Raw genomic sequence first — 19,004 nt, forward strand, 5'->3', positions numbered from 1 at the left:
GCTTTATGGCCGATGGAGGACGTTGTGCAACGGTTCAGCGAAGGGCCATTGTCCCCGATTTCTACAGTGTCCGGCGCTTCCATTCGGGGGTACGGCAATGACGGGAGTGATCGCGCTCAGGGGTGACGCGCGTTCGACGATGCGGTATCCAGTGGCACAACGAAACCGAGAGGATCACGCCATGGCAACGCTCGCGACCGTCGACCAGCATGAGGCGCATTACGCGCCGGGCGAGTGGGAGGCGCGGGTCGATCTCGCCGCTGCCTATCGTCTCGTCGCGCTGTACGGCTGGGACGATCTCATCTTCACGCATCTGTCGGCGCGCGTGCCCGGGCCCGAGCATCATTTCCTCATCAATCCGTACGACATGATGTTCGAGGAGATCACTGCGTCGAGCCTGGTGAAGATCGACGTCGAGGGCAATCCGGTCGGCCCCGCGACCCACCCGGTCAACCCCGCGGGGTTCACGATCCACTCCGCGATCCACATGGCGCGCGATGATGCCGCGGCGGTGATGCATCTCCACACGCCGCACGGGCAGGCGGTGTCGGCGATGGAGTTTGGGCTGTTGCCGCACACGCAGACCGCAATGATCGCGCAGCACGACGTCGCCTACCACGATTACGAGGGGATCGCGACCGACCTCGACGAGCGCGAGCGGCTGGTCGCCGACATCGGCACCAAGAACGCGATGATCCTGCGCAACCACGGCACGCTCGCGGTCGGCGACACGGTCGCGTCGTGTTTCCTGCGGCTCTATTTCCTCGAACGCGCGTGCGAGGCGCAGGTGCTGATGCTGTCGGCGGGCAAGGAGCATCTCAACAACCCGCCGCAGGGTGTCGAACACAAGGTCGCGGGACAGTCGAACCCCAAGGGAATGGGCGGATTGGCGCAGAAGCTCGCCTGGCCTGCGCTGCTGCGCAAGCTCGACCGGATCGATCCCAGCTTCCGCGATTGAGCGGGGGCTGGCGGTCGTCCCGCGTCACGGCGTGGGCGGAACGGCTTCGGCTCCTCAACCGACCCAACGAGAAAGGCCCCCGGCATCGCTGCCGGGGGCCTTTTCGTTTCGTCGCTGACGCGGCGGACGCTTAGTCGCGGTCGCCGGTCAGGAAGGCGGGAGCGAACTCGGGATCGGGACCACGATCACCACCTTCGCCGCGCTCGCGGCGCGGGCCGCGATCACCGCCGCGGTCGCCACCACGATCGCCGCGACCTTCGCGACGCGGGCCACGATCGCCGCCGCCGCGGCCGTCACGGCGCGGACCACGATCGCCGCGCTCGCCACCTTCGCGCGGCTCGCGCTTCGGACGCGTGTCCTCCAGCTCCTCGCCCGTCTCCTGATCGACGACGCGCATCGACAGGCGAACCTTGCCGCGCGGATCGATCTCGAGCACCTTGACCTTCACCTCCTGGCCCTCGGAGACGACGTCGGTCGGCTTCTCGACACGCTCGTTCTTCATCTCGGAGACGTGGACGAGGCCGTCCTTGCCACCCATGAAGTTCACGAAAGCACCGAAGTCGACGATGTTGACGACCTTGCCGTTGTAGATCTTGCCGACCTCGGCCTCTTCGACCAGACCCTTGATCCAGTTGATCGCGGCCTCGATCTGGCTCTGGTCGGACGACGACACCTTGATCACGCCCTCGTCGTCGATGTCGACCTTGGCGCCGGTGGTCGCGACGATCTCGCGGATCACCTTGCCGCCGGTGCCGATCACTTCGCGGATCTTCGACTTGTCGATCGTGAAGGTCTCGATCCGCGGCGCGTGCGCCGACAGCTCGGTACGCGTCGAATCGAGCGCCTTCGCCATCTCGCCCAGGATGTGCGCGCGGCCCTCGTGCGCTTGGCGCAGGGCGACGCGCATGATCTCCTCGGTGATGCCGGCGATCTTGATGTCCATCTGCAAGGACGTGATGCCCTCGCTGGTGCCCGCGACCTTGAAGTCCATGTCGCCCAGGTGATCTTCGTCACCAAGGATGTCGGACAGGACGGCGTAGTCCTTGCCTTCGAGGATCAAACCCATCGCGATGCCCGACACCGGACGCTTCAAGGGCACGCCCGCGTCCATCATCGACAGCGAACCGCCGCAGACCGTCGCCATCGACGACGAGCCGTTCGACTCGGTGATGTCCGAGGTCACGCGGATCGTGTACGGGAACTCCTCCTTCGACGGCAGCACCGGGTGCAGCGCGCGCCAGGCGAGCTTGCCGTGGCCGACTTCGCGGCGGCCCGGCGCGCCGAAGCGGCCCACTTCACCGACCGAATAGGGCGGGAAGTTATAGTGGAGCATGAAGTTCTGGTACGACAGGCCGTTCAGCCCGTCGATCATCTGCTCCGCGTCGCGCGTGCCGAGCGTGGTGGTCGCGATCGTCTGCGTCTCGCCGCGGGTGAACAGCGCCGAGCCGTGCGCGCGCGGCAGGAAGTGGACCTCCGCCTCGATCGGGCGCACCGTCTTGGTGTCGCGGCCGTCGATGCGGCGGCCGGTCTTGAGAATCGCGCCGCGAACGATGTCGGCCTCGAGCTTCTTCACAAGCTTCAGCGTGCCGAGATACTCGGCCGGATCGCTGTCCTTCAGGTCGGCGAACGCCTCGCGCGCCTTGGTGCGCGCGGCGTTGACGGCGGTCTGGCGCGCCTGCTTGTCGGTCAGCTTGTAGGCCGCCTCCATGTCCTTGCCGATGGCCTTCTTGAGCTTGGCCATCTTCGCCGACTTGTCCTCGACGGGTGCCAGCTCCCAAGGGTCCTTCGCCGACTGCTCGGCCAGATCGATGATCGCGTTGATGATGTCCTGGCTCGCCTTGTGCGCGAACATCACCGCGCCGAGCATCACGTCCTCGGACAGCTCCTTGGCTTCCGACTCGACCATCATCACCGCGTCGTGCGTGGCGGCGACGACGAGGTCGAGCTCGCCGTCCAGCACCTCGGCGTCGGTCGGGTTGAGCTGATACTCACCGTCCTTGTAGCCGACGCGCGCGGCGCCGATCGGGCCCATGAACGGCACGCCCGAGATGGTGAGCGCGGCGGAGGCGGCGACCATCGCGAGGATGTCGGGCTCGTTCTCGCCGTCGTAGGAGAGCACCTGCGCGATGCAGTTGATCTCGTTGTAGAAGCCTTCGGGGAACAGCGGGCGGATCGGGCGATCGATCAGGCGGCTGACCAGCGTCTCACGCTCGGTCGCGCCGCGTTCGCGCTTGAAGAAGCCGCCGGGAATGCGGCCCGAGGCCGAGAACTTTTCTTGGTAATGGACGGTCAGCGGGAAGAAGTCCTGCCCTTCCTTGACCGTCTTGGCGGCGGTGACCGCGCACAGGACGACCGTCTCGCCCAGCGTCGCGATCACGGCGCCGTCGGCCTGGCGCGCGACCTTGCCGGTTTCCAGCGTCAGGGTCTTGCCACCCCATTCGATGCTGACCTTCTTGGTATCGAACATATGAATTCCTTTGGACCGGATGCCCGATGCATCCGGGGCCTCGTGGTGCAGGCTGTCCGGCCTGCGCGGTGCGGGGCTTTTGGTCGCCCCATGCGCCGTCGCCGGATTGCGAGGGCGCGGATAAGCGAAGGGCGACCCGAGGGCCGCCCTTGCGAGTTACTTGCGAAGGCCGAGCTTCGCGATGAGCGCCAGATAACGGTCGCCGTCGGTCTTGCGGAGATAATCCAGCAGCGAGCGACGCTTGTTGACCATCATGAGCAGGCCGCGACGCGAGTGGTTGTCCTTGGCGTGGCCCTTGAAGTGCTCGGTCAGGTTGCGGATGCGCTCGGTGAGGATCGCGACCTGGACCTCGGTGGATCCGGTGTCGCCCTCGGCGCGGGCGTGTTCCTTGATGACTTCCTGGCGGCGTTCGGCAGTGATCGACATTATGAAATCGTCCTCGACATCATATCAGAGATTGAAACCGCGAACGACGCGAAGCTGGTTGGCTTCAACCTCGGCCAGCGCGACGGGCGTGTCGCCCATGCACGCGAAGACGAGACCATCGTCGGCGGCGATCCCGTCCAGCACCCGCCCCTGTCGAAGCGCGCCTGCCTGGTCGGGCGTGAGGGAAAAGGCCGGGATGTCGTCCAGCCCCGCCCTCAATGGCAGGAGTAATGGTTCCAGCGCCGACGCCTTAGCGGCCGCGTCCAATTTGTCCAGCGTTATCGCCTGATGAAGCGCGAACGGTCCCGCCTTGACGCGGTGGAGCCAGGTGACGTGGCCGACCGAGCCGAGCGCCACCGCGATGTCGCGCGCGAGGCTGCGGATATACGTGCCCTTGGACACGTGCGCGACGAGCGTGACTTCGCTGAGCGGCGCATCGGGCGCGGCGTCGCCGTCGCGCGTCAGGCGGTGGATCGTGATATCGCGCGAGGCGAGCACGACGTCCTCGCCGGCGCGCGCCAGATCGTAGGCGCGCTGCCCGTCGACCTTGAGCGCGGAATAGGCGGGCGGCACCTGCGCGATCGCGCCGGTGAAACGCGGCAGCACCGCGTCGAGCACGGCGGCGGTCGGGCGCACGTCGCTGGTCGCGACCGCTTCCCCCTCGGCGTCGAGCGTCGACGTCTGCGTGCCGAACGCGAGCGTGAAGGCGTAGACCTTGTCGCTGTCGAGCATCCGCCCGGCAAGCTTGGTCGCCTCGCCGAGCGCGATCGGCAGCACCCCGCTCGCGAGCGGGTCGAGCGTGCCGCCGTGGCCGACCTTCACCTTGGGGACGCCGGCGGTGCGCAGCGCGCGCTTGACCGCGGAGACGACCTGCGTCGAGCCGAGCCCGACGGGTTTGTCGATGATCATCCAGCCGTGCATCTCAGGCGATCGCCGCGGCGATGGCGAGATAGGCCTGCGTCAACGCCTGCGCGGGCGGCGCGACGAGCCGCTGGACGATGTTCGCCCCCGGCACCAGCGCGGGCAGCACCAGCAGCAGGATGATCAGCAAGGGAAAGCCGAAGCGCGCGAGCTTGTCCCATTGCAGCGCGGCGCGCTCGGGCAGCAGTCCGGCGACGACGTGCCCGCCGTCGAACGGCGGCAGCGGGATCAGGTTGAACAGCGCAAGAAAGACGTTGATCAGCAGGAAGTTGATCAGGTTCGCACCCAGAAACGCCGCCGCGCTGCCATCGGCAGGCTCGCCGATCCAATGTGCGAAAATGCCGAGCAGCAGGGCCGCCACGAACGCGAGCGCGAGGTTCATCCCCGGCCCCGCCAGCGCGACGAGCATCATGCCGGTGCGCGGATTGGTCTTCGTAATACGACGCGCGTCGACCGGCACGGGCTTCGCCCAGCCGAACACCGGCGCCTTGGCGATCGCGAGCATCAGCGGCAGCACGACCGTGCCGACCGGATCGACGTGGCGCAGCGGGTTGAACGACAGGCGGCGAAGCCGCGCCGCGGTCGGATCGCCCAGCGCGCGCGCGGCGAGGCCGTGGCTGACTTCGTGAAAGACGATCGCGATCACCAGCGGGATGATCCACACCGCCGCCGACCAGATAACACCATTGGGGTTCATAGGCCCGCGAAATAGGGCCGCATCGCGGCGATGACCAGCACACGTAACTGTAAGCAATAACGTGGCGCGCCACGGCTTGATCGGGGCGCCCCGGTGCTGACATGCTACCGAGTAACGGGAGAAACGGTCACGCCCTACCGATCGCTCAACGTCGATCACGACCGCAGGCGCACACGCTGGGCGAGCGCGTCGGTCGCCTTGCATCTGGGCGTCGTCGCGGTGCTGCTGTGGTGGCCCAATGCGCCGCTCCCCCTGATCGCCCCGACCCCGGCGTTGATGACCTTCGATGTCGCGCCCCCGCCGCCCGAACCGTTACCCGAGATCGCGCCGCCCGAGCCGGTGAAGCTGTCGCCCGACGCCGCGACGACGCGCAACGATGATCCCGGTGGCGCGTCGGCAGGGCGTTTCTCGCCGCGCGACACGCGGGTGACGCGCGCGCCGGCACCCATGCCGGAGGTGCCGCGGCCACCGGCGCGGCTCGATGATGCGCCGATCCGCGCGGCGCCGATCACCGCCGACGGCTTCGCCAACGCGCTCCAGCCCGCCGCCGATTCGATCGCGGGCCTGGGTGCCGCCGCGATGGGCGCCGGGATCGGCACCAGCGCAGGCGCGGGGGCGGGAAGCGGGCAGGGGGACGGCAGTGGCGCAGGCCGCGGCCGCGGCAGGCCGGTGCGCGCGCGCTGGGTGCGGATGCCGACCAACCTCGAGATGAAACCGTACTGGCCCGAGGCGGCGCGCGCGGCGAAACTGTCGGGAAAGGCAATCCTCGAGTGTATCGTGCCCAAGATCGGCCCGCCCAAGAGCTGCCGTGCGATCGCGGAGACACCCGCCGGCTCTGGGTTCGCGCAGGCGGCGGTCAGGATGTCGCCGATCTTCCGCATCGTGCCCGTGACGCGCGCCGGGCGGGTTGAGGACATGCCGATTATCGTGCCCGTCGCCTTCGCTTATACCGGCCGGTAATCCGCTTGCGCATGCCGTGCCTGCGCCGCATCATCCGGTCATGACGATCCGCTCCCTCCGCCTCTTGCTCGCCGCCCCGCTGCTGACCGCAGGCATGCTGGCCGCCCCGCTGCCCGCCGCCGCGCGAACGGTGCCAGTGGAGGAGCAGTCGATCGAGCAGGTCCAGGCGGCGATGACCGCGGGGCGTGCGACCAGCGTCGATCTGACGCGCGCGTATCTCGCGCGGATCGCGGCGATGGACCGCAAGGGGCCGACGCTGCGCAGCATCATCGCGCTCAACCCCGACGCCCTTGCGCAGGCAAAGGTGATGGATGCCGAACGCCGCGCCGGGCGCGTGCGCGGGCCGCTGCACGGCGTGCCCGTCCTGATCAAGGACAATATCGAGACCGCCGATCCGGTCGCGACCACCGCGGGCAGCCTCGCGCTCGCCGCGAACGTCACCCGCCGCGATGCGCCGCTGGTCGCGCGGCTGCGCGCCGCGGGCGCGGTGATCCTGGGCAAGACCAATCTGTCCGAATGGGCCAACATCCGCTCCGACCATTCGATCAGCGGATGGAGCGCGGTCGGCGGGCTGGTGCGCAACCCGTACGCGCTCGATCGCACCGCCTGCGGCTCGTCGTCGGGATCGGGCGCGGCGGTGGCGGCGAGCTTCGCGGCGGCCGCGGTCGGTACCGAGACCGACGGGTCGGTGACCTGCCCGTCGTCGATCAACGGGCTGGTCGGGTTCAAACCGACGCTGGGCCTCGTCAGCCGAACCTATGTCGTGCCGATCAGCCACAGCCAGGACACGCCCGGGCCGATGGCGCGCAGCGTACGCGACGCCGCGCTGCTGCTGTCGGCGATGGCGGCGCCCGACCCGGCCGACCCCGCGACCGCGGCGACGCAGGTGCGCGATTATACCGCGGGGCTGTCGACCGGGGCCTTGTCGGGGATGCGCGTCGGCATCGTCCGTTCGAACGACCTGTCGCCTGAGCTCGCCACGCGCTTCGACGCGGCGCTCGCGGTGCTGCGCGCATCGGGCGCGACCCTCGTCGAGGTGACGCCGCCCAAGCTCGACGGGCTGGGCGAAGCCGAGTTCCAGGTGCTGCTCAGCGAGTTGAAGGCCGATCTCGACCGCTATCTCGCCACCACGCCCGCGAGCGTGAAGACGCGGACGCTCGATCAGGTCATCGCGTTCGACCGCGCGAATGCGGCCGCGGAAATGCCGTATTTCGCGCAGGAAACGTTCGAGAAGGCCGCCGCGACCAAGGGCCTCGCCGACCCGGCCTATAAGGCGGCGCGCGCGAAATCGCTGCGGCTGGCGGGCGCGGAGGGAATCGACGCGATGCTGGCGAAGGCGGGCGCGCAGATCCTCGTCGAGCCGAGCTACGGGGCGGCGTGGCTGAGCGATACGGTCTACGGCGACCAATATGGTGGGCCGTCCGCCGCCAGCCTGCCCGCGATCGCGGGTTATCCGCATCTGACGGTGCCGATGGGGCTGGTGCGCGGGCTGCCGGTCGGCCTCTCGTTCATCGGCACGCGCGGCGCGGATCAGCGCGTGCTGGGGGCGGGATATGCGTACGAACAGGCATCGCACGCGCGCGTTGCGCCGCGTTACCTGCCGCAGGCGAACGCCGGCGCCGCGCTCGAGGGCACGCGCTAACCGCAGCCGCCGCTGCGCCGATTGGCGACGGCCGCGCATTTACGATATGTTCGCACCGGCCGCGGTACGGCGGTGTCATGCCGATGGTGACGCTGACACGGTTGATGATGGTGGCGGTGCTGGCGTTGCTCGCGCGACCGGCCGTCGCGCAGAGCGCGCTCGCCGGCACGCCCGTCACGACCTGCGTCGCCCCCGTCCAGCGCGGCGATATGGCGGCGACGATGATGCGCCGCCGCGACCGATTCGATTGCGCGACACCGCAGTCGCGGTTTCGACCGGGTGATTACTGGGTCCGGGTCGCTAGCGTGCCCCCCGGTGCGGGGATCGTCCCGCAGGTGATCCGGTCGTGGAGCCTGTGGCAGCGCGGCATGACGCTGTATTTCGGTTATGCTGACGGGGTGATCGTCCGGCGCGTGATCGACGATGTCGGCGCCGCGCGCTCGATCGCGCTCGGCGCTGTCTTCGAACAGCCGATACCGGTGCGCGGCGTACGGCTCACGCGGATCATGTGGCAGGTGCGCGGCGCAGTCGTGGTGCGCGGCATCATCGCCGAGCCGCGGATCGGCACGCCCGCGCAGAGTGCCGAGCGCAACCTCTTGTTCGCGGCGCTCTACGCCGGTTTTGGCGGGCTCTGCCTCGCGCTGCTCGTGTACAATCTGTCGTTGTGGGCGGCGCTGCGGCATCGCTTCCAGCTTGCCTATTGCGGGATGGTCGCCGCGCTCGCGACCTATGCCTTTTCGTCGTCGGGGGCGATGGCGTGGCTGTGGCCAACGCTCGGCAACGTGATGCGCATCCGCGTCAACTACGCGGCGCTGGGACTTGCGGCGGTGATGGCGCTGCGGTTCGCACGACAGTTCTTCGAGCCGCGCGTCTTCGACCGCGCGACCGCGCGAGCGGCGGCGGGGGTGATATGGTACCTCGTCGTGTCGACGGGGGCGTTCGTGCTGCTCGCGCCGTGGCAGGCGCGCGCGCTCGACCTCGCTTACTCGCTCGGCTTCCTGGCGCTGACGACCGTCGCGGCGCTGATCCTGGCGCGCGCGTGGCGCGAACGGAGCAATTACCTGTGGGTGTTCGGCGTCGCCTGGGCGACGCCTTTGCTGCTCGCCGCGATCCGCACGATGAGCAGCCTGCAATTGATCACCGCGAGCACGTGGCTCGACAATTCGACGCTGGCGGCGATGACGGTGGAGGCATTGGTGTCGAGTGTCGCGATCTCGTACCGCATCCGCCTGCTCTCGGTCGAGCGCGACGCGGCACGCGCCGAGGAACTGGCCGCGCGGACGCTCGCCGATACCGATCCGCTGACCGACCTCCTCAATCGCCGCTCGTTCCTGCGCGACGCGCTGGAGGCTGGCGCGCGTGCGCCGCAGCTGCTGGTGATCGCCGACATCGACCATTTCAAGCAGGTGAACGACGCGCTCGGGCACGATCTGGGCGACGAGGTGCTGCGCCGCGTCGCGCGTGCCCTGCGCGCCGCGATGCCGCGGGACGCGCTCGTGGCGCGGATCGGTGGCGAGGAGTTCGCGGTGCTCGCGCCCGCCGACACGGACGGCCTGCCCGACGCGGTGCTCGCCGCGGTGCGGTCGGCGCGGATGCCGTACGACCTGACCGTCACGGTGTCGGTCGGCAGCAGCACCGGAACGCTGAGCGGGGAAAGTGATTGGGCGGCGCTCTACCGGATGGCGGATCAGGCGCTGTTCGCGGCCAAGGCGGCGGGGCGCGACCGCGCCCGCGTCGCGAGCCTCGCGCTCGCGGCCTGAGCGGCTGCTTCCCGCTGCGGCGTTAATCATGTATGGAAACGGGTGAGAGGGGAGTCCGATGAAGCACCGCCGTCGCATCGCCATTGCCGCCACCGGTGCCGCGCTCGCGCTGGTCGCGCTGCGCCACCCGACCGCCGATCTCAAGATCATGACGCACGAAGCGCGCGACACCGCGCCGCACCGGATCCAGGCCGCGATCGACTTGGGGTTGGTTGGCTTCTCGATCCTCTACACCTGGACCGCGCCGCGCATCACCGGCTGATCGCGCGGTTGACGGACACGTAAAGTCACGCATGCGCGATTGAAGCGTCGCGACCTCTTGCTTACACGCGTGTCAATGACTGACGAACGCGCCTGGCAGACCCGCTACCGCCACCCGACGCCGTGGGCGGTCGACCTGCCGCCGATGTCGATGCCCGACATGTTCACGGCGTCGACCGCGCGGCACGCCGACCGCGCGATGATCGACTTTCTCGGCCGCCATTACAGCTACGCCGAGGTCGCCGACGGCGCGCGGCGCGTCGCGGCCGGACTGGCGGCGATGGGTTACGGCAAGGGCGACCGCATCGGCCTGTTCCTGCCCAACGTCCCGCATTACGTCGCGGCCTATTACGGCGCGCTGCTGCTCGGTGCGACCGTGGTCAATTTCTCGCCGCTCTACACGGTCCACGAACTCGTCCACCAGGTCGAGGATTCGGGCACGCGGGCGCTGTTCACGATCTCCGCCAGCGCGCTACTGCCGACCGCGCTCAAGGTGCTCGACAAGAGCCGGCTCGAGCGGTTGATCGTCGGCTCGGTCGCGGGCGCGCTGCCGCCGGCGAAATCGCTGCTCTACCGGCTGTTCAAGGGCAAGGAAGTCGCCAGGCGGCCCGACGACGCGCGGGTGACGGCGTTCTCGGCGCTGATCGCCAACGACGGTCAGTTCTCAGCGCCCGCGATCGACCCGGTCGGCGATGTCGCGCTGATCCAGTATACCGGCGGGACGACCGGCGCGCCGAAGGGGGCGATGCTGACCCACGCCAACCTGTCCGCCAACGCGCGGCAGGTCGTGTCGCTCGATCCGCACCGCGGCGATACCGACCGCATCATCGGCGCGCTGCCGCTGTTCCACGTCTTCGCCAACACCTGCGTCTTGAACCGCACTGTCCTGAACGGCGGCGAGATGGTGCTGCTGCCGCGGTTCGAGGCGGGGCAGGTGCTCGGTGCGATCACGCGGACCAAGGCGACCGCGCTACCGGGCGTGCCGACGATGTATCAGGCGCTGCTCGATCACCCGAAGTTCGCTGCGACCGATTTCTCCTCGCTGCGCGTGTGCATATCGGGCGGTGCGCCGCTGCCAGCCGAATTGCGCGACAAATGGAGCGCGGCGACCGGCGCGCGTCTGGTCGAGGGCTATGGCCTGTCCGAAAGCTCGGGCGTACTGACCTGCAACCCGTACGAGGGCGCGCAGCATCCCGGCACGATCGGCCAGCCGGTACCCGCGACGCGGTTGCGGCTGGTCGACAAAGAGGATCCGGCCAAACCGGTCGCCGCGGGCGAACCGGGTGAGATCGTCGCGCGCGGGCCGCAGGTGATGGCGGGATATTGGAACCGCCCCGAGGCCGTCGCCGACGCGTTCGTCACGCTCGACGGTGAGGCGTGGCTCCGCACCGGCGACGTCGGCGTCATCGACGAGGACGGCTTCGTCGCGGTCGTCGACCGGTTGAAGGACATGATCTCGGTCGGCGGGTTCAAGGTATTCCCGAGCCAGATCGAGGAGATCCTCTACCATCACCCCGCGATCAAGGAGGCATTGGTGGTCGGCGTCCCCGACCCCTATCGCGGCGAGGCGCCGCGCGCGTTCGTGACGCTGAACGCCGCTGCGGGCGAGGGCGATGGCGCGGGGGAGGGCGTACCCGACGGTGCGACGCTGCTCGCCTGGCTGAACCCCAAACTCGGCAAGCATGAGCGCGTCGACGCGGTGGTGGTGCGCGCCGCGCTGCCCAAGACGATGATCGGCAAGCTCAGCCGCAAGGACCTGCTCGCCGAGATCCGCGCCGAGGCGGGCTGATCGGTGGTGGCGATCCTTGACCGGATGTGCCGCGCTGCCGCATAGCCCTCGCATGGATCAGGCGATCGAGAACCTGTCGTTCGAGGAAGCGATGCGCGAGCTGGAAGGCATCGTCGGCAAGCTCGAGTCCGGTGACACCCCGCTGGAGGATGCGATCCAGCTCTACGAGCGCGGCAGCGCACTCAGGCAGCGGTGCGCCGAGCGGCTCGACGCGGCGCAGGCGCGGATCGAGGCGATCCGGGTCGGTGCCGACGGCAGACCCGCGGGCGTGCAAGCCTTCAACGCCGGATGAGCTCCGCCCCCGTCCAGCCGGCACCCGTCGACCTCGCCGACGCGCTCGCGCAGGTGCAGGCGGAGATCGACCGCCGCTTCGACCTGCTGCTCGCGGTGCCCGACGACGCGCGCGCGCGGCTGTACCAGGCGATGCGCCATGCCGCGATCGGCGGCGGCAAAAGGTTGCGGCCACTGCTGGTGTTCGCGACCGCGCAATTGTTCGACGTCGATCGCGACCAGGCCGGGCGCGCAGCGACCGCGCTCGAGGCGATCCACGTCTACTCGCTGGTCCACGACGATCTGCCCGCGATGGATGACGACGACCTGCGTCACGGCAAGGCGACCGCCCACAAGGCCTTTGACGAGGCGACCGCGATCCTCGCCGGCGACTGCCTCCACGCGCTTGCGTTCGAGGTACTGGCGGATCCCGCCACGCACCCCGATCCCGCCGTGCGCGCCGAACTGATCGCCGATCTTGCGCGCGCCTCCGGGCCCGCCGGCATGGCGGGCGGGCAGATGATGGATCTCGCCGCGGAGAGCGAGACGTTCGACCTCGGCACCGTCACGCGGTTGCAGCAGTTGAAGACCGGCGCGCTGATCTGCGCCGCGGTCGAAGCCGGCGCCATCCTCGGCCGCGTCGCGCCCGATGCGCGCACGCCGCTGCGGGGCTACGCGCACGACCTCGGGCTCGCGTTTCAGATCGTCGACGACCTGATGGACGTCGAGGGCAACGAGGAACTGGCCGGCAAGAAACTGCGCAAGGACGAGGCGGCGGGCAAGGAAACCTTCGTCTCGCTGCTCGGGGTCGAGCGCGCGCGCGCGCAATCGCGGATGCTGGTCGATCAGGCAATCGCGCATCTGCGCCATTTCGGCGCCGAGGCCGATTTGCTGCGCGCGATCGCGCGTTTCGTGATCGAAAGGGATCGTTGACCATGAGCACCGCTCCCGATCGGCCGGCTGATCAAGCGCGCCCGCCGCGCATCGGCGTCTACCCCGGCACCTTCGATCCGATCACGCTCGGTCACATGGACATCATCCGCCGCGGGGCGAAGCTGGTCGATCGGCTGGTGATCGGCGTGACGACCAACCCGTCCAAGTCGCCGATGTTCTCGGTTGAGGAGCGGATGACGATGGTCGAGCGCGAGGTCGCCGCGCTGCCCGGCGACATCCGCGTGGTGCAGTTCGACTCGCTGCTGATGGACTTCGCCGAGCGCGAGCGCGCGAGCGTCATCGTGCGCGGCCTGCGCGCGGTCGCCGATTTCGAGTACGAATATCAGATGGCGGGGATGAACCAGAAGCTGAACGACCGGATCGAGACGGTATTCCTGATGGCCGACGTCGGGTTGCAGCCGATCGCGTCGAAGCTGGTAAAGGAAATTGCGATCTTCGGCGGCGACATCCGCAAGTTCGTGACGCCCGCGATCTGCGAACAGGTCGTCGCACGCGTCGAGGTCGTCGGCCGCCGCGGTAGCTGAGGCACGCCGCACCTCGATACGTAAGCGCGGCTCCCCGCCCGCGCGCCATTCACGTTGGCGCAAGCCGTGAATTGCTTTAGGTGGGCACCATCCCCGTCATCATCCGTGTAGGCCCGATGCGCTTTCTCGCCGCTTTCCTGTCGCTGATCCTGTCGTTCCTGGCCTTGCCCGCAATCGCGCAGGCGCCGCAGGCTGCCGCACCGGCGCAGCCGTTGCCGACGACCGATCTCCAGAACGTCTGGTTGCTCGACCTGTCGAGCGGCGGGCGCGTGGCGATCCTGCTGCGTCCCGATGTTGCGCCAAAGATGGTCGAACGGATCAAGACGCTGACCCGCCAGCATTTCTACGACGGGCTGACGTTCCACCGCGTGATTGACGGCTTCATGGCGCAGGGCGGCGATCCCAAGGGCGACGGCACCGGCGGTTCGCAGCTTCCCGACGTGGCGGCGGAATTCAATTACCTGCCGCACGTCCGCGGCGCGGTTGCGGCGGCGCGTGCGGAAAAGGAAGACAGCGCGAACAGCCAGTTCTACATCGTGCTCCAGCCGCGCCTCCAGCTCGACAAGAAGTACACGGTGTTCGGGCGCGTGATGACCGGCATGAACTATGTCGACGCGATCGAGCGCGGCGAGCCGCCGGCGAACCCGTCGCGCATCCTTCACGCCTATATCGCGAGCGACAGCCCGCCGCCGTACCAAGCCGCGCCCGCCACAACGGTCATTCCGGCGGCACTGGGCGACGTGGCGTTGCCGGGAGCGAAGAAGCCCATGCCGGCGGCGACTCCCGCCCCGGCGAAGAAGCGCGGCGCGCGCCGCTGATCGCGGCCGCATCGGTTCGGGCTCGATGGACGAAGGCCGAGACGCGTGAACGTCGACCTGTTCGATTTCGATCTGCCCAACGAGCGGATCGCGCTGCGCCCCGCGGCACCCCGCGACGCGGCGCGGATGCTGGTGGTGGACGCCGGCGGCATGCGCGATCGCATCGTGTCCGATCTGAGCGACGAATTGCGTCCCGGTGATCTGCTGGTCTTCAACGACACCCGCGTCATTCCGGCGCAGCTCGAAGGCGTGCGTGGACAGGCGCGGATCGGCGCGACGCTGCACAAGCGTGAGGGGCCGCGGCGCTGGCGCGCCTTCGTGCGCAACGCGAAGCGCCTGCGCGACGGCGACGTGGTCGATTTCGGTCACGGCGTCTCGGCCACCGCGACCGCGCGCGCGGACGACGGCAGCCTCGCGCTCGATTTCCACGGCGACGAACCGGTCGAATTGCTGCTCGAACGCGCGGGGCGGATGCCGCTGCCGCCCTATATCGCGGGCAAGCGCGCGACCGACGCGCGCGACCACGACGATTATCAGACGATGTTCGCACGTGAGGCGGGGGCGGTCGCCGCACCCACCGCGGCGCTCCATTTCACCCCCGATCTGCTCGCGCGGCTGGACGCGGCGGGGATCGAACACGCGACGCTGACGCTCCACGTCGGCGCGGGGACGTTCCTGCCGGTCAAGGCCGACGACACCGACGACCACCGCATGCACGCCGAATGGGGCCGCATCGACGCCGCGACCGCCGATCGGTTGAACGCGGTCCGCGCGCGCGGCGGCCGCGTCATCGCGGTCGGCACGACCTCGCTTCGTTTGATCGAGAGCGCGGCGGGCGCGGACGGCGTGATCCGCGCGTTCGAGGGCGACACCTCGATCTTCATCACCCCCGGCTACACCTTCCGCGGCATCGACGGGCTGATGACCAATTTTCACCTGCCGCGCTCGACCCTGTTCATGCTGGTCTCGGCGCTGATGGGGTTGGAGCGGATGCAGGCGGCCTACGCGCACGCGATCGCGCATGGCTATCGTTTCTACTCCTACGGCGACGCGTCGCTGCTGCTCCCCTAGGGAAGGTGCAGGCGGCCGGTCGTTCCGCGTCGCCTCCAACGCGATCTTTACCGCCGTTAACTCGGCTTTAGATTGATGGGGATCAATCCTCGCGGATGAACCATCCGGCACCGAGCATGCGCCCGTTCGGCGCGGAAGCGAGCGCCACCTGGATCGCGGCCGCCTCGCTCTACTTCCTGCTTGCCGCCTCAATGATCCATTTCACCAGCGACGGCCTCGCGATCGCGACGGTGTGGCCGGCGAACGCGGTGCTGGTCGCGCTGCTTCTGCTGAAGGAACGGCCGCGCTGGTCGATCGTCCTGAGTGCCGGTCTGGTCGGGAACGTGGCGGCCAACTTGCTGACGCGCGGCAGCGTGCAGGGGCCATTGCTCTACAGTCTGGCCAACGGGCTGGAGGTCGTCATCGCCGTCACCGTCATCAGGCGCGGGGCAGAGGTCGTCGACCTGCTGGGATCGATCAGGGCGACAATCCGCTTCATCCTCGCCGCCGGCGTCGTCGCGCCTGCGATCAGCGGGGTGCTCGGCGCGGCGACGGCGACCATGGTTTACGGTCAGGTCTTCGCGGTTTCGTGGGAAAACTGGTTTCTGAGCGACGCGCTGGGGCTGCTCGTCTTCACGCCGGTGTTCATGGCGGTGTTCAGCGGCCAGCTCGCCGAGTGTTTCCACAGCAAGACGGTCGCGGAGCGCGGCGCGGGCCTTGCGCTGCTCGCCCTGGTCGCGGCCACCTCCTACGTCGTCTTCTTCGTCGCCGCGCTTCCGGCATTGTTCGTGCTGTACGCGCCGGTCATGCTGGTCACCTTCCGTGTCGGGCCGCTGGGCACGAAGATGGCGGTGATGACGATCGCGGTCGTCGGCGCGTGGGCGACCGCCACGGGTCACGGACCGGTGGTCATGATGACGCTCGACCCGGTCGCGCAGGCGCATTCCTTCCAGGCGTTCCTGGCGGTCATGTTGCTCACCTGCCTGCCAGTGGCGGCCGAGGTCGCCGAGCGCGCACGGCTGGCGCAAATGCTAGAGGCGCACGCGGCGAGCGCGGTTGTCGACGCGACGACCGACACGCTGACCGGCATGCTCAACCGGCGCGGCTTCGAACGCGCGCTGGCGGCGCTGCAGGCGGGCAATGCGCCGACCTTGTGCTGCGTCGCGATCGACGTTGACCGGTTCAAGAGCATCAACGATCAATGGGGGCATCAGTTCGGCGACGAAGTCCTGCGGCATCTCGCGGCGACGCTGCGGTCACACACCCGCCCCGGCGATCTCGTGGGGCGGTTCGGCGGCGACGAATTCATGCTGGTGCTTCAGGTCGGCAGCCACCGCGCGGGCGAGGCGGTCTGCGCGCGTGTCCAGAACGCGCTGCGGCAGCAGCCCGTCGCCGCGGACGACAAGACGCAGTTGATGGTCAGCATCAGTTGCGGCGTCGCGCACTTCACCAACGGCGACAATTTCCACGACGTCGCCGAGCGCGCCGACCGGGCGCTCTACGAAGCCAAGCGTCACGGCCGCAACACCTTCAAGACGGCGTTCTGAGCCCATCAGCGGGGCCACGCAGGGCGGTCTGCATGACGTAGAGCGACCGGCTTCCCATCGTGCTTCAACCGGTGCGGTGACCGGTGTGGTATCGCCCATGCCGGGTGTGCCTTGCCCGCTGGGTGTCGCGTGGTTACTAGCCGCGGCGTGCGACACGTATCCAATGAGGCGGGAGCGACGGGGCCCGGCAATTGCGGGCCGGCGGCGGTGAGGCACCTACATGACGATGCGCCCGGTCGCGACGCCGCAGTGCCCGCCATTTCCTCCAAGGACGCGCGGCCATGATCGCGGCACTGTTCGCGCTGGCCCTGCAGGCGGCCACAGTGCCCGAGGCTGGCGACGTGGTGGTCCGCGCGCCGCTGCCGGGGACGCCGCAGACCCCCGCGACGATGGTCGTCGAACCGGTCGCGATGATGATCGCGACCTTCGACGCCGACGGCGACGGGTTCGTCGACCGCGCCGAGCTTCAGGCCGGGGTCGCGCGCTCGTTCGCCGCGATCGACACCGCGAAGACGGGTTATCTGCGCTACATCGCCTTCGCCGATTGGGCGGAGCGCTGGCTGGGTGATCGCAATGCGCTGCCGAGCCCGTTCGAGGTCGATCGCAACCAGGACGATCAGGTCTCATTAGAGGAGCTTCAGGATCATTTCTCGCGCCTGTTCGCGCGCTACGACAAGAATGGGGACAAGAAGATCAGTCGCGCCGAACTGCTGACCTATCGTACCGGACCGATCGACGCCAAGGGCCCGACAGCGGGGCGCCCTCCCGTCAAACCGCCGCTGCCGCCCCAGAAGAAGCGCCGATGACCCGTTTCGCCTTCACGATCGCCGCCACCGACGGGCGCGCGCGGACCGGCGCGATCGCGATGGAGCGGGGCGTCATCCGCACCCCCGCCTTCATGCCGGTCGGCACCGCCGCGACGGTCAAGGCGATGAAACCCGCCGACGTGCGCGCGGCGGGCGCGGACATCATCCTTGGCAACACCTATCACCTGATGCTGCGGCCCGGTGCGGAACGCGTCGCCAAGTTAGGCGGTCTGCACGCCTTCATGGGGTGGGATCGCCCGATCCTGACCGATTCGGGTGGCTATCAGGTGATGAGCCTGTCCGAGCTGACCAAGCGGTCGGAGGAGGGCGTCGCGTTCCGCTCGCACCTCGACGGGTCGCGGCACCTGATCACGCCCGAGCGGTCGATCGAAATCCAGCGGTTGCTCGGCAGCAACATCACGATGGCGTTCGACGAACTGGTGCCGACGACCTCGACGCGCGAGGTGCAGGCCGCGGCGATGGAGCGATCGATGCGCTGGGCGAAGCGCAGCCGCGATGCGTTCGACGGTCTCGACGGCCGGGGCGGTGAGGCACACGCCGAGCACAACGCGATCTTCGGCATCCAGCAGGGCGCGCTCGACGAGAGATTGCGCCGCGCCTCGGCCGACGCGCTCGTCGACATCGGCTTCGATGGCTACGCGATCGGCGGGCTCGCGGTGGGCGAGGGGCAGGAGGCGATGTTCGCGTGCCTCGACTATGCGCCGGGGCAGTTACCCGCCGACCGCCCGCGCTACCTGATGGGGGTCGGCAAGCCCGACGATATCGTCGGCGCGGTCGAGCGCGGGGTCGACATGTTCGATTGCGTGCTGCCGACGCGGTCGGGACGAACCGGCCAGGCGTTCACGCGCGGCGGCCCGATCAATATCCGCAACGCACGCTTCGCCGAGGATCAGGCGCCGCTCGACGAAGCCTGCGCGTGCCCGGTGTGCGCCACCTGGACGCGTGCCTATCTGCATCACCTCGTCCGCGCGGGCGAGATGCTGGGCGCGATGCTGATGACCGAGCACAACATCTTCTTTTATCAGGCATTGATGGCGGACCTGCGCGGTGCCATCGCCGACGGGCGATTGACGCGGTTCGCGGACGATTTCCGCCAGCGCTACCGCGGCGGTGACCGATAAGGCCCGGCGTCA

Annotated in this window: 18 protein-coding genes; 14 read left to right on the forward strand and 4 right to left on the reverse strand. The window is 68.9% G+C overall.

The genetic code is table 11. The features are described from left to right. Positions 1 to 181: 181 nt before the first annotated feature. Positions 182 to 958, forward strand: a complete 777-nt coding sequence (locus KZ810_RS00855) for a class II aldolase/adducin family protein (protein ID WP_219767127.1) — start codon at positions 182 to 184, stop codon at positions 956 to 958. A gap of 130 nt (positions 959 to 1,088) precedes the next feature. Here the strand turns inward: KZ810_RS00855 and pnp are convergent, their stop codons facing one another. The 4 genes from pnp to KZ810_RS00875 all read right to left on the reverse strand — a co-directional run bounded on the left by pnp (position 1,089) and on the right by KZ810_RS00875 (position 5,469). Beyond that, positions 1,089 to 3,425: a polyribonucleotide nucleotidyltransferase gene (pnp, locus tag KZ810_RS00860; protein WP_219767128.1), complete on the reverse strand. Its 2,337-nt coding sequence runs from the start codon at positions 3,423 to 3,425 to the stop codon at positions 1,089 to 1,091. Between the two features lie 156 nt (positions 3,426 to 3,581). Continuing rightward, positions 3,582 to 3,851: a 30S ribosomal protein S15 gene (rpsO, locus tag KZ810_RS00865; RefSeq protein ID WP_219767129.1), complete on the reverse strand. Its 270-nt coding sequence runs from the start codon at positions 3,849 to 3,851 to the stop codon at positions 3,582 to 3,584. A gap of 24 nt (positions 3,852 to 3,875) precedes the next feature. After that, positions 3,876 to 4,772, reverse strand: coding sequence for a tRNA pseudouridine(55) synthase TruB (gene truB / locus KZ810_RS00870; protein ID WP_219767130.1), 897 nt, complete (start codon positions 4,770 to 4,772; stop codon positions 3,876 to 3,878). Position 4,773: 1 nt separating this feature from the next. After that, the gene (locus tag KZ810_RS00875) at positions 4,774 to 5,469 is read right to left on the reverse strand and encodes a site-2 protease family protein (protein ID WP_219767131.1); all 696 of its coding nucleotides are present in this window, start codon (positions 5,467 to 5,469) and stop codon (positions 4,774 to 4,776) included. A 93-nt stretch (positions 5,470 to 5,562) separates the two neighbouring features. Between KZ810_RS00875 and KZ810_RS00880 the strand changes: the two genes are divergently transcribed. The 13 genes from KZ810_RS00880 (at position 5,563) to tgt (ending at position 18,992) form a co-directional block, all read left to right on the forward strand. After that, entirely contained in the window at positions 5,563 to 6,429 is an 867-nt protein-coding gene (locus KZ810_RS00880; RefSeq protein ID WP_219767132.1) for an energy transducer TonB, read from the forward strand. Positions 6,430 to 6,469: 40 nt separating this feature from the next. Next, entirely contained in the window at positions 6,470 to 8,071 is a 1,602-nt protein-coding gene (locus KZ810_RS00885; RefSeq protein ID WP_219767133.1) for an amidase, read from the forward strand. Positions 8,072 to 8,148: 77 nt separating this feature from the next. Continuing rightward, positions 8,149 to 9,831 carry a diguanylate cyclase domain-containing protein gene (locus tag KZ810_RS00890; RefSeq protein WP_258044256.1) on the forward strand — a complete coding sequence of 561 codons (1,683 nt, stop codon included), beginning with the start codon at positions 8,149 to 8,151 and terminating at the stop codon, positions 9,829 to 9,831. A 58-nt stretch (positions 9,832 to 9,889) separates the two neighbouring features. Continuing rightward, positions 9,890 to 10,093, forward strand: a complete 204-nt coding sequence (locus tag KZ810_RS00895) for a hypothetical protein (protein WP_219767134.1) — start codon at positions 9,890 to 9,892, stop codon at positions 10,091 to 10,093. 75 nt (positions 10,094 to 10,168) lie between these two features. Further along, positions 10,169 to 11,881, forward strand: coding sequence for a long-chain-fatty-acid--CoA ligase (locus KZ810_RS00900; RefSeq protein ID WP_219767135.1), 1,713 nt, complete (start codon positions 10,169 to 10,171; stop codon positions 11,879 to 11,881). Between the two features lie 52 nt (positions 11,882 to 11,933). Next, the gene (locus KZ810_RS00905; RefSeq protein WP_258044257.1) at positions 11,934 to 12,173 is read left to right on the forward strand and encodes an exodeoxyribonuclease VII small subunit; all 240 of its coding nucleotides are present in this window, start codon (positions 11,934 to 11,936) and stop codon (positions 12,171 to 12,173) included. Beyond that, a complete protein-coding gene (locus tag KZ810_RS00910) occupies positions 12,170 to 13,084 on the forward strand; it encodes a polyprenyl synthetase family protein (protein WP_219767136.1) in 915 nt (304 codons plus the stop codon). Before KZ810_RS00905 ends, KZ810_RS00910 begins: the two co-directional genes overlap by 4 nt. 2 nt (positions 13,085 to 13,086) lie before the next feature. Further along, positions 13,087 to 13,629, forward strand: coding sequence for a pantetheine-phosphate adenylyltransferase (gene coaD, locus KZ810_RS00915; protein WP_219767137.1), 543 nt, complete (start codon positions 13,087 to 13,089; stop codon positions 13,627 to 13,629). A gap of 116 nt (positions 13,630 to 13,745) precedes the next feature. After that, a complete protein-coding gene (locus KZ810_RS00920; protein ID WP_219767682.1) occupies positions 13,746 to 14,447 on the forward strand; it encodes a peptidylprolyl isomerase in 702 nt (233 codons plus the stop codon). Positions 14,448 to 14,492: 45 nt separating this feature from the next. After that, positions 14,493 to 15,518 carry a tRNA preQ1(34) S-adenosylmethionine ribosyltransferase-isomerase QueA gene (gene queA / locus KZ810_RS00925; RefSeq protein ID WP_219767138.1) on the forward strand — a complete coding sequence of 342 codons (1,026 nt, stop codon included), beginning with the start codon at positions 14,493 to 14,495 and terminating at the stop codon, positions 15,516 to 15,518. A gap of 95 nt (positions 15,519 to 15,613) precedes the next feature. Then, positions 15,614 to 17,044 (forward strand): GGDEF domain-containing protein, encoded by a 1,431-nt coding sequence (locus KZ810_RS00930; protein WP_219767139.1) that lies wholly within the window; start codon positions 15,614 to 15,616, stop codon positions 17,042 to 17,044. A gap of 281 nt (positions 17,045 to 17,325) precedes the next feature. Continuing rightward, positions 17,326 to 17,850: an EF-hand domain-containing protein gene (locus KZ810_RS00935; RefSeq protein WP_219767140.1), complete on the forward strand. Its 525-nt coding sequence runs from the start codon at positions 17,326 to 17,328 to the stop codon at positions 17,848 to 17,850. Further along, positions 17,847 to 18,992, forward strand: coding sequence for a tRNA guanosine(34) transglycosylase Tgt (gene tgt, locus KZ810_RS00940; RefSeq protein ID WP_219767141.1), 1,146 nt, complete (start codon positions 17,847 to 17,849; stop codon positions 18,990 to 18,992). Before KZ810_RS00935 ends, tgt begins: the two co-directional genes overlap by 4 nt. Positions 18,993 to 19,004: the final 12 nt, after the last annotated feature.

This window comes from Sphingomonas citricola (assembly GCF_019429535.1).
In the GTDB taxonomy this organism is placed as follows: Bacteria; Pseudomonadota; Alphaproteobacteria; order Sphingomonadales; family Sphingomonadaceae; genus Sphingomonas; species Sphingomonas citricola.

Coding starts and splice junctions, on each gene's coding strand:
- KZ810_RS00855 (WP_219767127.1), top strand. CDS start 182: ATGGCAACGCTCGCGACCGTCGACCAGCATGAGGCGCATTACGCGCCG.
- pnp (WP_219767128.1), bottom strand. CDS start 3,425: ATGTTCGATACCAAGAAGGTCAGCATCGAATGGGGTGGCAAGACCCTG.
- rpsO (WP_219767129.1), bottom strand. CDS start 3,851: ATGTCGATCACTGCCGAACGCCGCCAGGAAGTCATCAAGGAACACGCC.
- truB (WP_219767130.1), bottom strand. CDS start 4,772: ATGCACGGCTGGATGATCATCGACAAACCCGTCGGGCTCGGCTCGACG.
- KZ810_RS00875 (WP_219767131.1), bottom strand. CDS start 5,469: ATGAACCCCAATGGTGTTATCTGGTCGGCGGCGGTGTGGATCATCCCG.
- KZ810_RS00885 (WP_219767133.1), top strand. CDS start 6,470: ATGACGATCCGCTCCCTCCGCCTCTTGCTCGCCGCCCCGCTGCTGACC.
- KZ810_RS00890 (WP_258044256.1), top strand. CDS start 8,149: ATGCCGATGGTGACGCTGACACGGTTGATGATGGTGGCGGTGCTGGCG.
- KZ810_RS00895 (WP_219767134.1), top strand. CDS start 9,890: ATGAAGCACCGCCGTCGCATCGCCATTGCCGCCACCGGTGCCGCGCTC.
- KZ810_RS00900 (WP_219767135.1), top strand. CDS start 10,169: ATGACTGACGAACGCGCCTGGCAGACCCGCTACCGCCACCCGACGCCG.
- KZ810_RS00905 (WP_258044257.1), top strand. CDS start 11,934: ATGGATCAGGCGATCGAGAACCTGTCGTTCGAGGAAGCGATGCGCGAG.
- KZ810_RS00910 (WP_219767136.1), top strand. CDS start 12,170: ATGAGCTCCGCCCCCGTCCAGCCGGCACCCGTCGACCTCGCCGACGCG.
- coaD (WP_219767137.1), top strand. CDS start 13,087: ATGAGCACCGCTCCCGATCGGCCGGCTGATCAAGCGCGCCCGCCGCGC.
- KZ810_RS00920 (WP_219767682.1), top strand. CDS start 13,746: ATGCGCTTTCTCGCCGCTTTCCTGTCGCTGATCCTGTCGTTCCTGGCC.
- KZ810_RS00930 (WP_219767139.1), top strand. CDS start 15,614: ATGAACCATCCGGCACCGAGCATGCGCCCGTTCGGCGCGGAAGCGAGC.
- KZ810_RS00935 (WP_219767140.1), top strand. CDS start 17,326: ATGATCGCGGCACTGTTCGCGCTGGCCCTGCAGGCGGCCACAGTGCCC.
- tgt (WP_219767141.1), top strand. CDS start 17,847: ATGACCCGTTTCGCCTTCACGATCGCCGCCACCGACGGGCGCGCGCGG.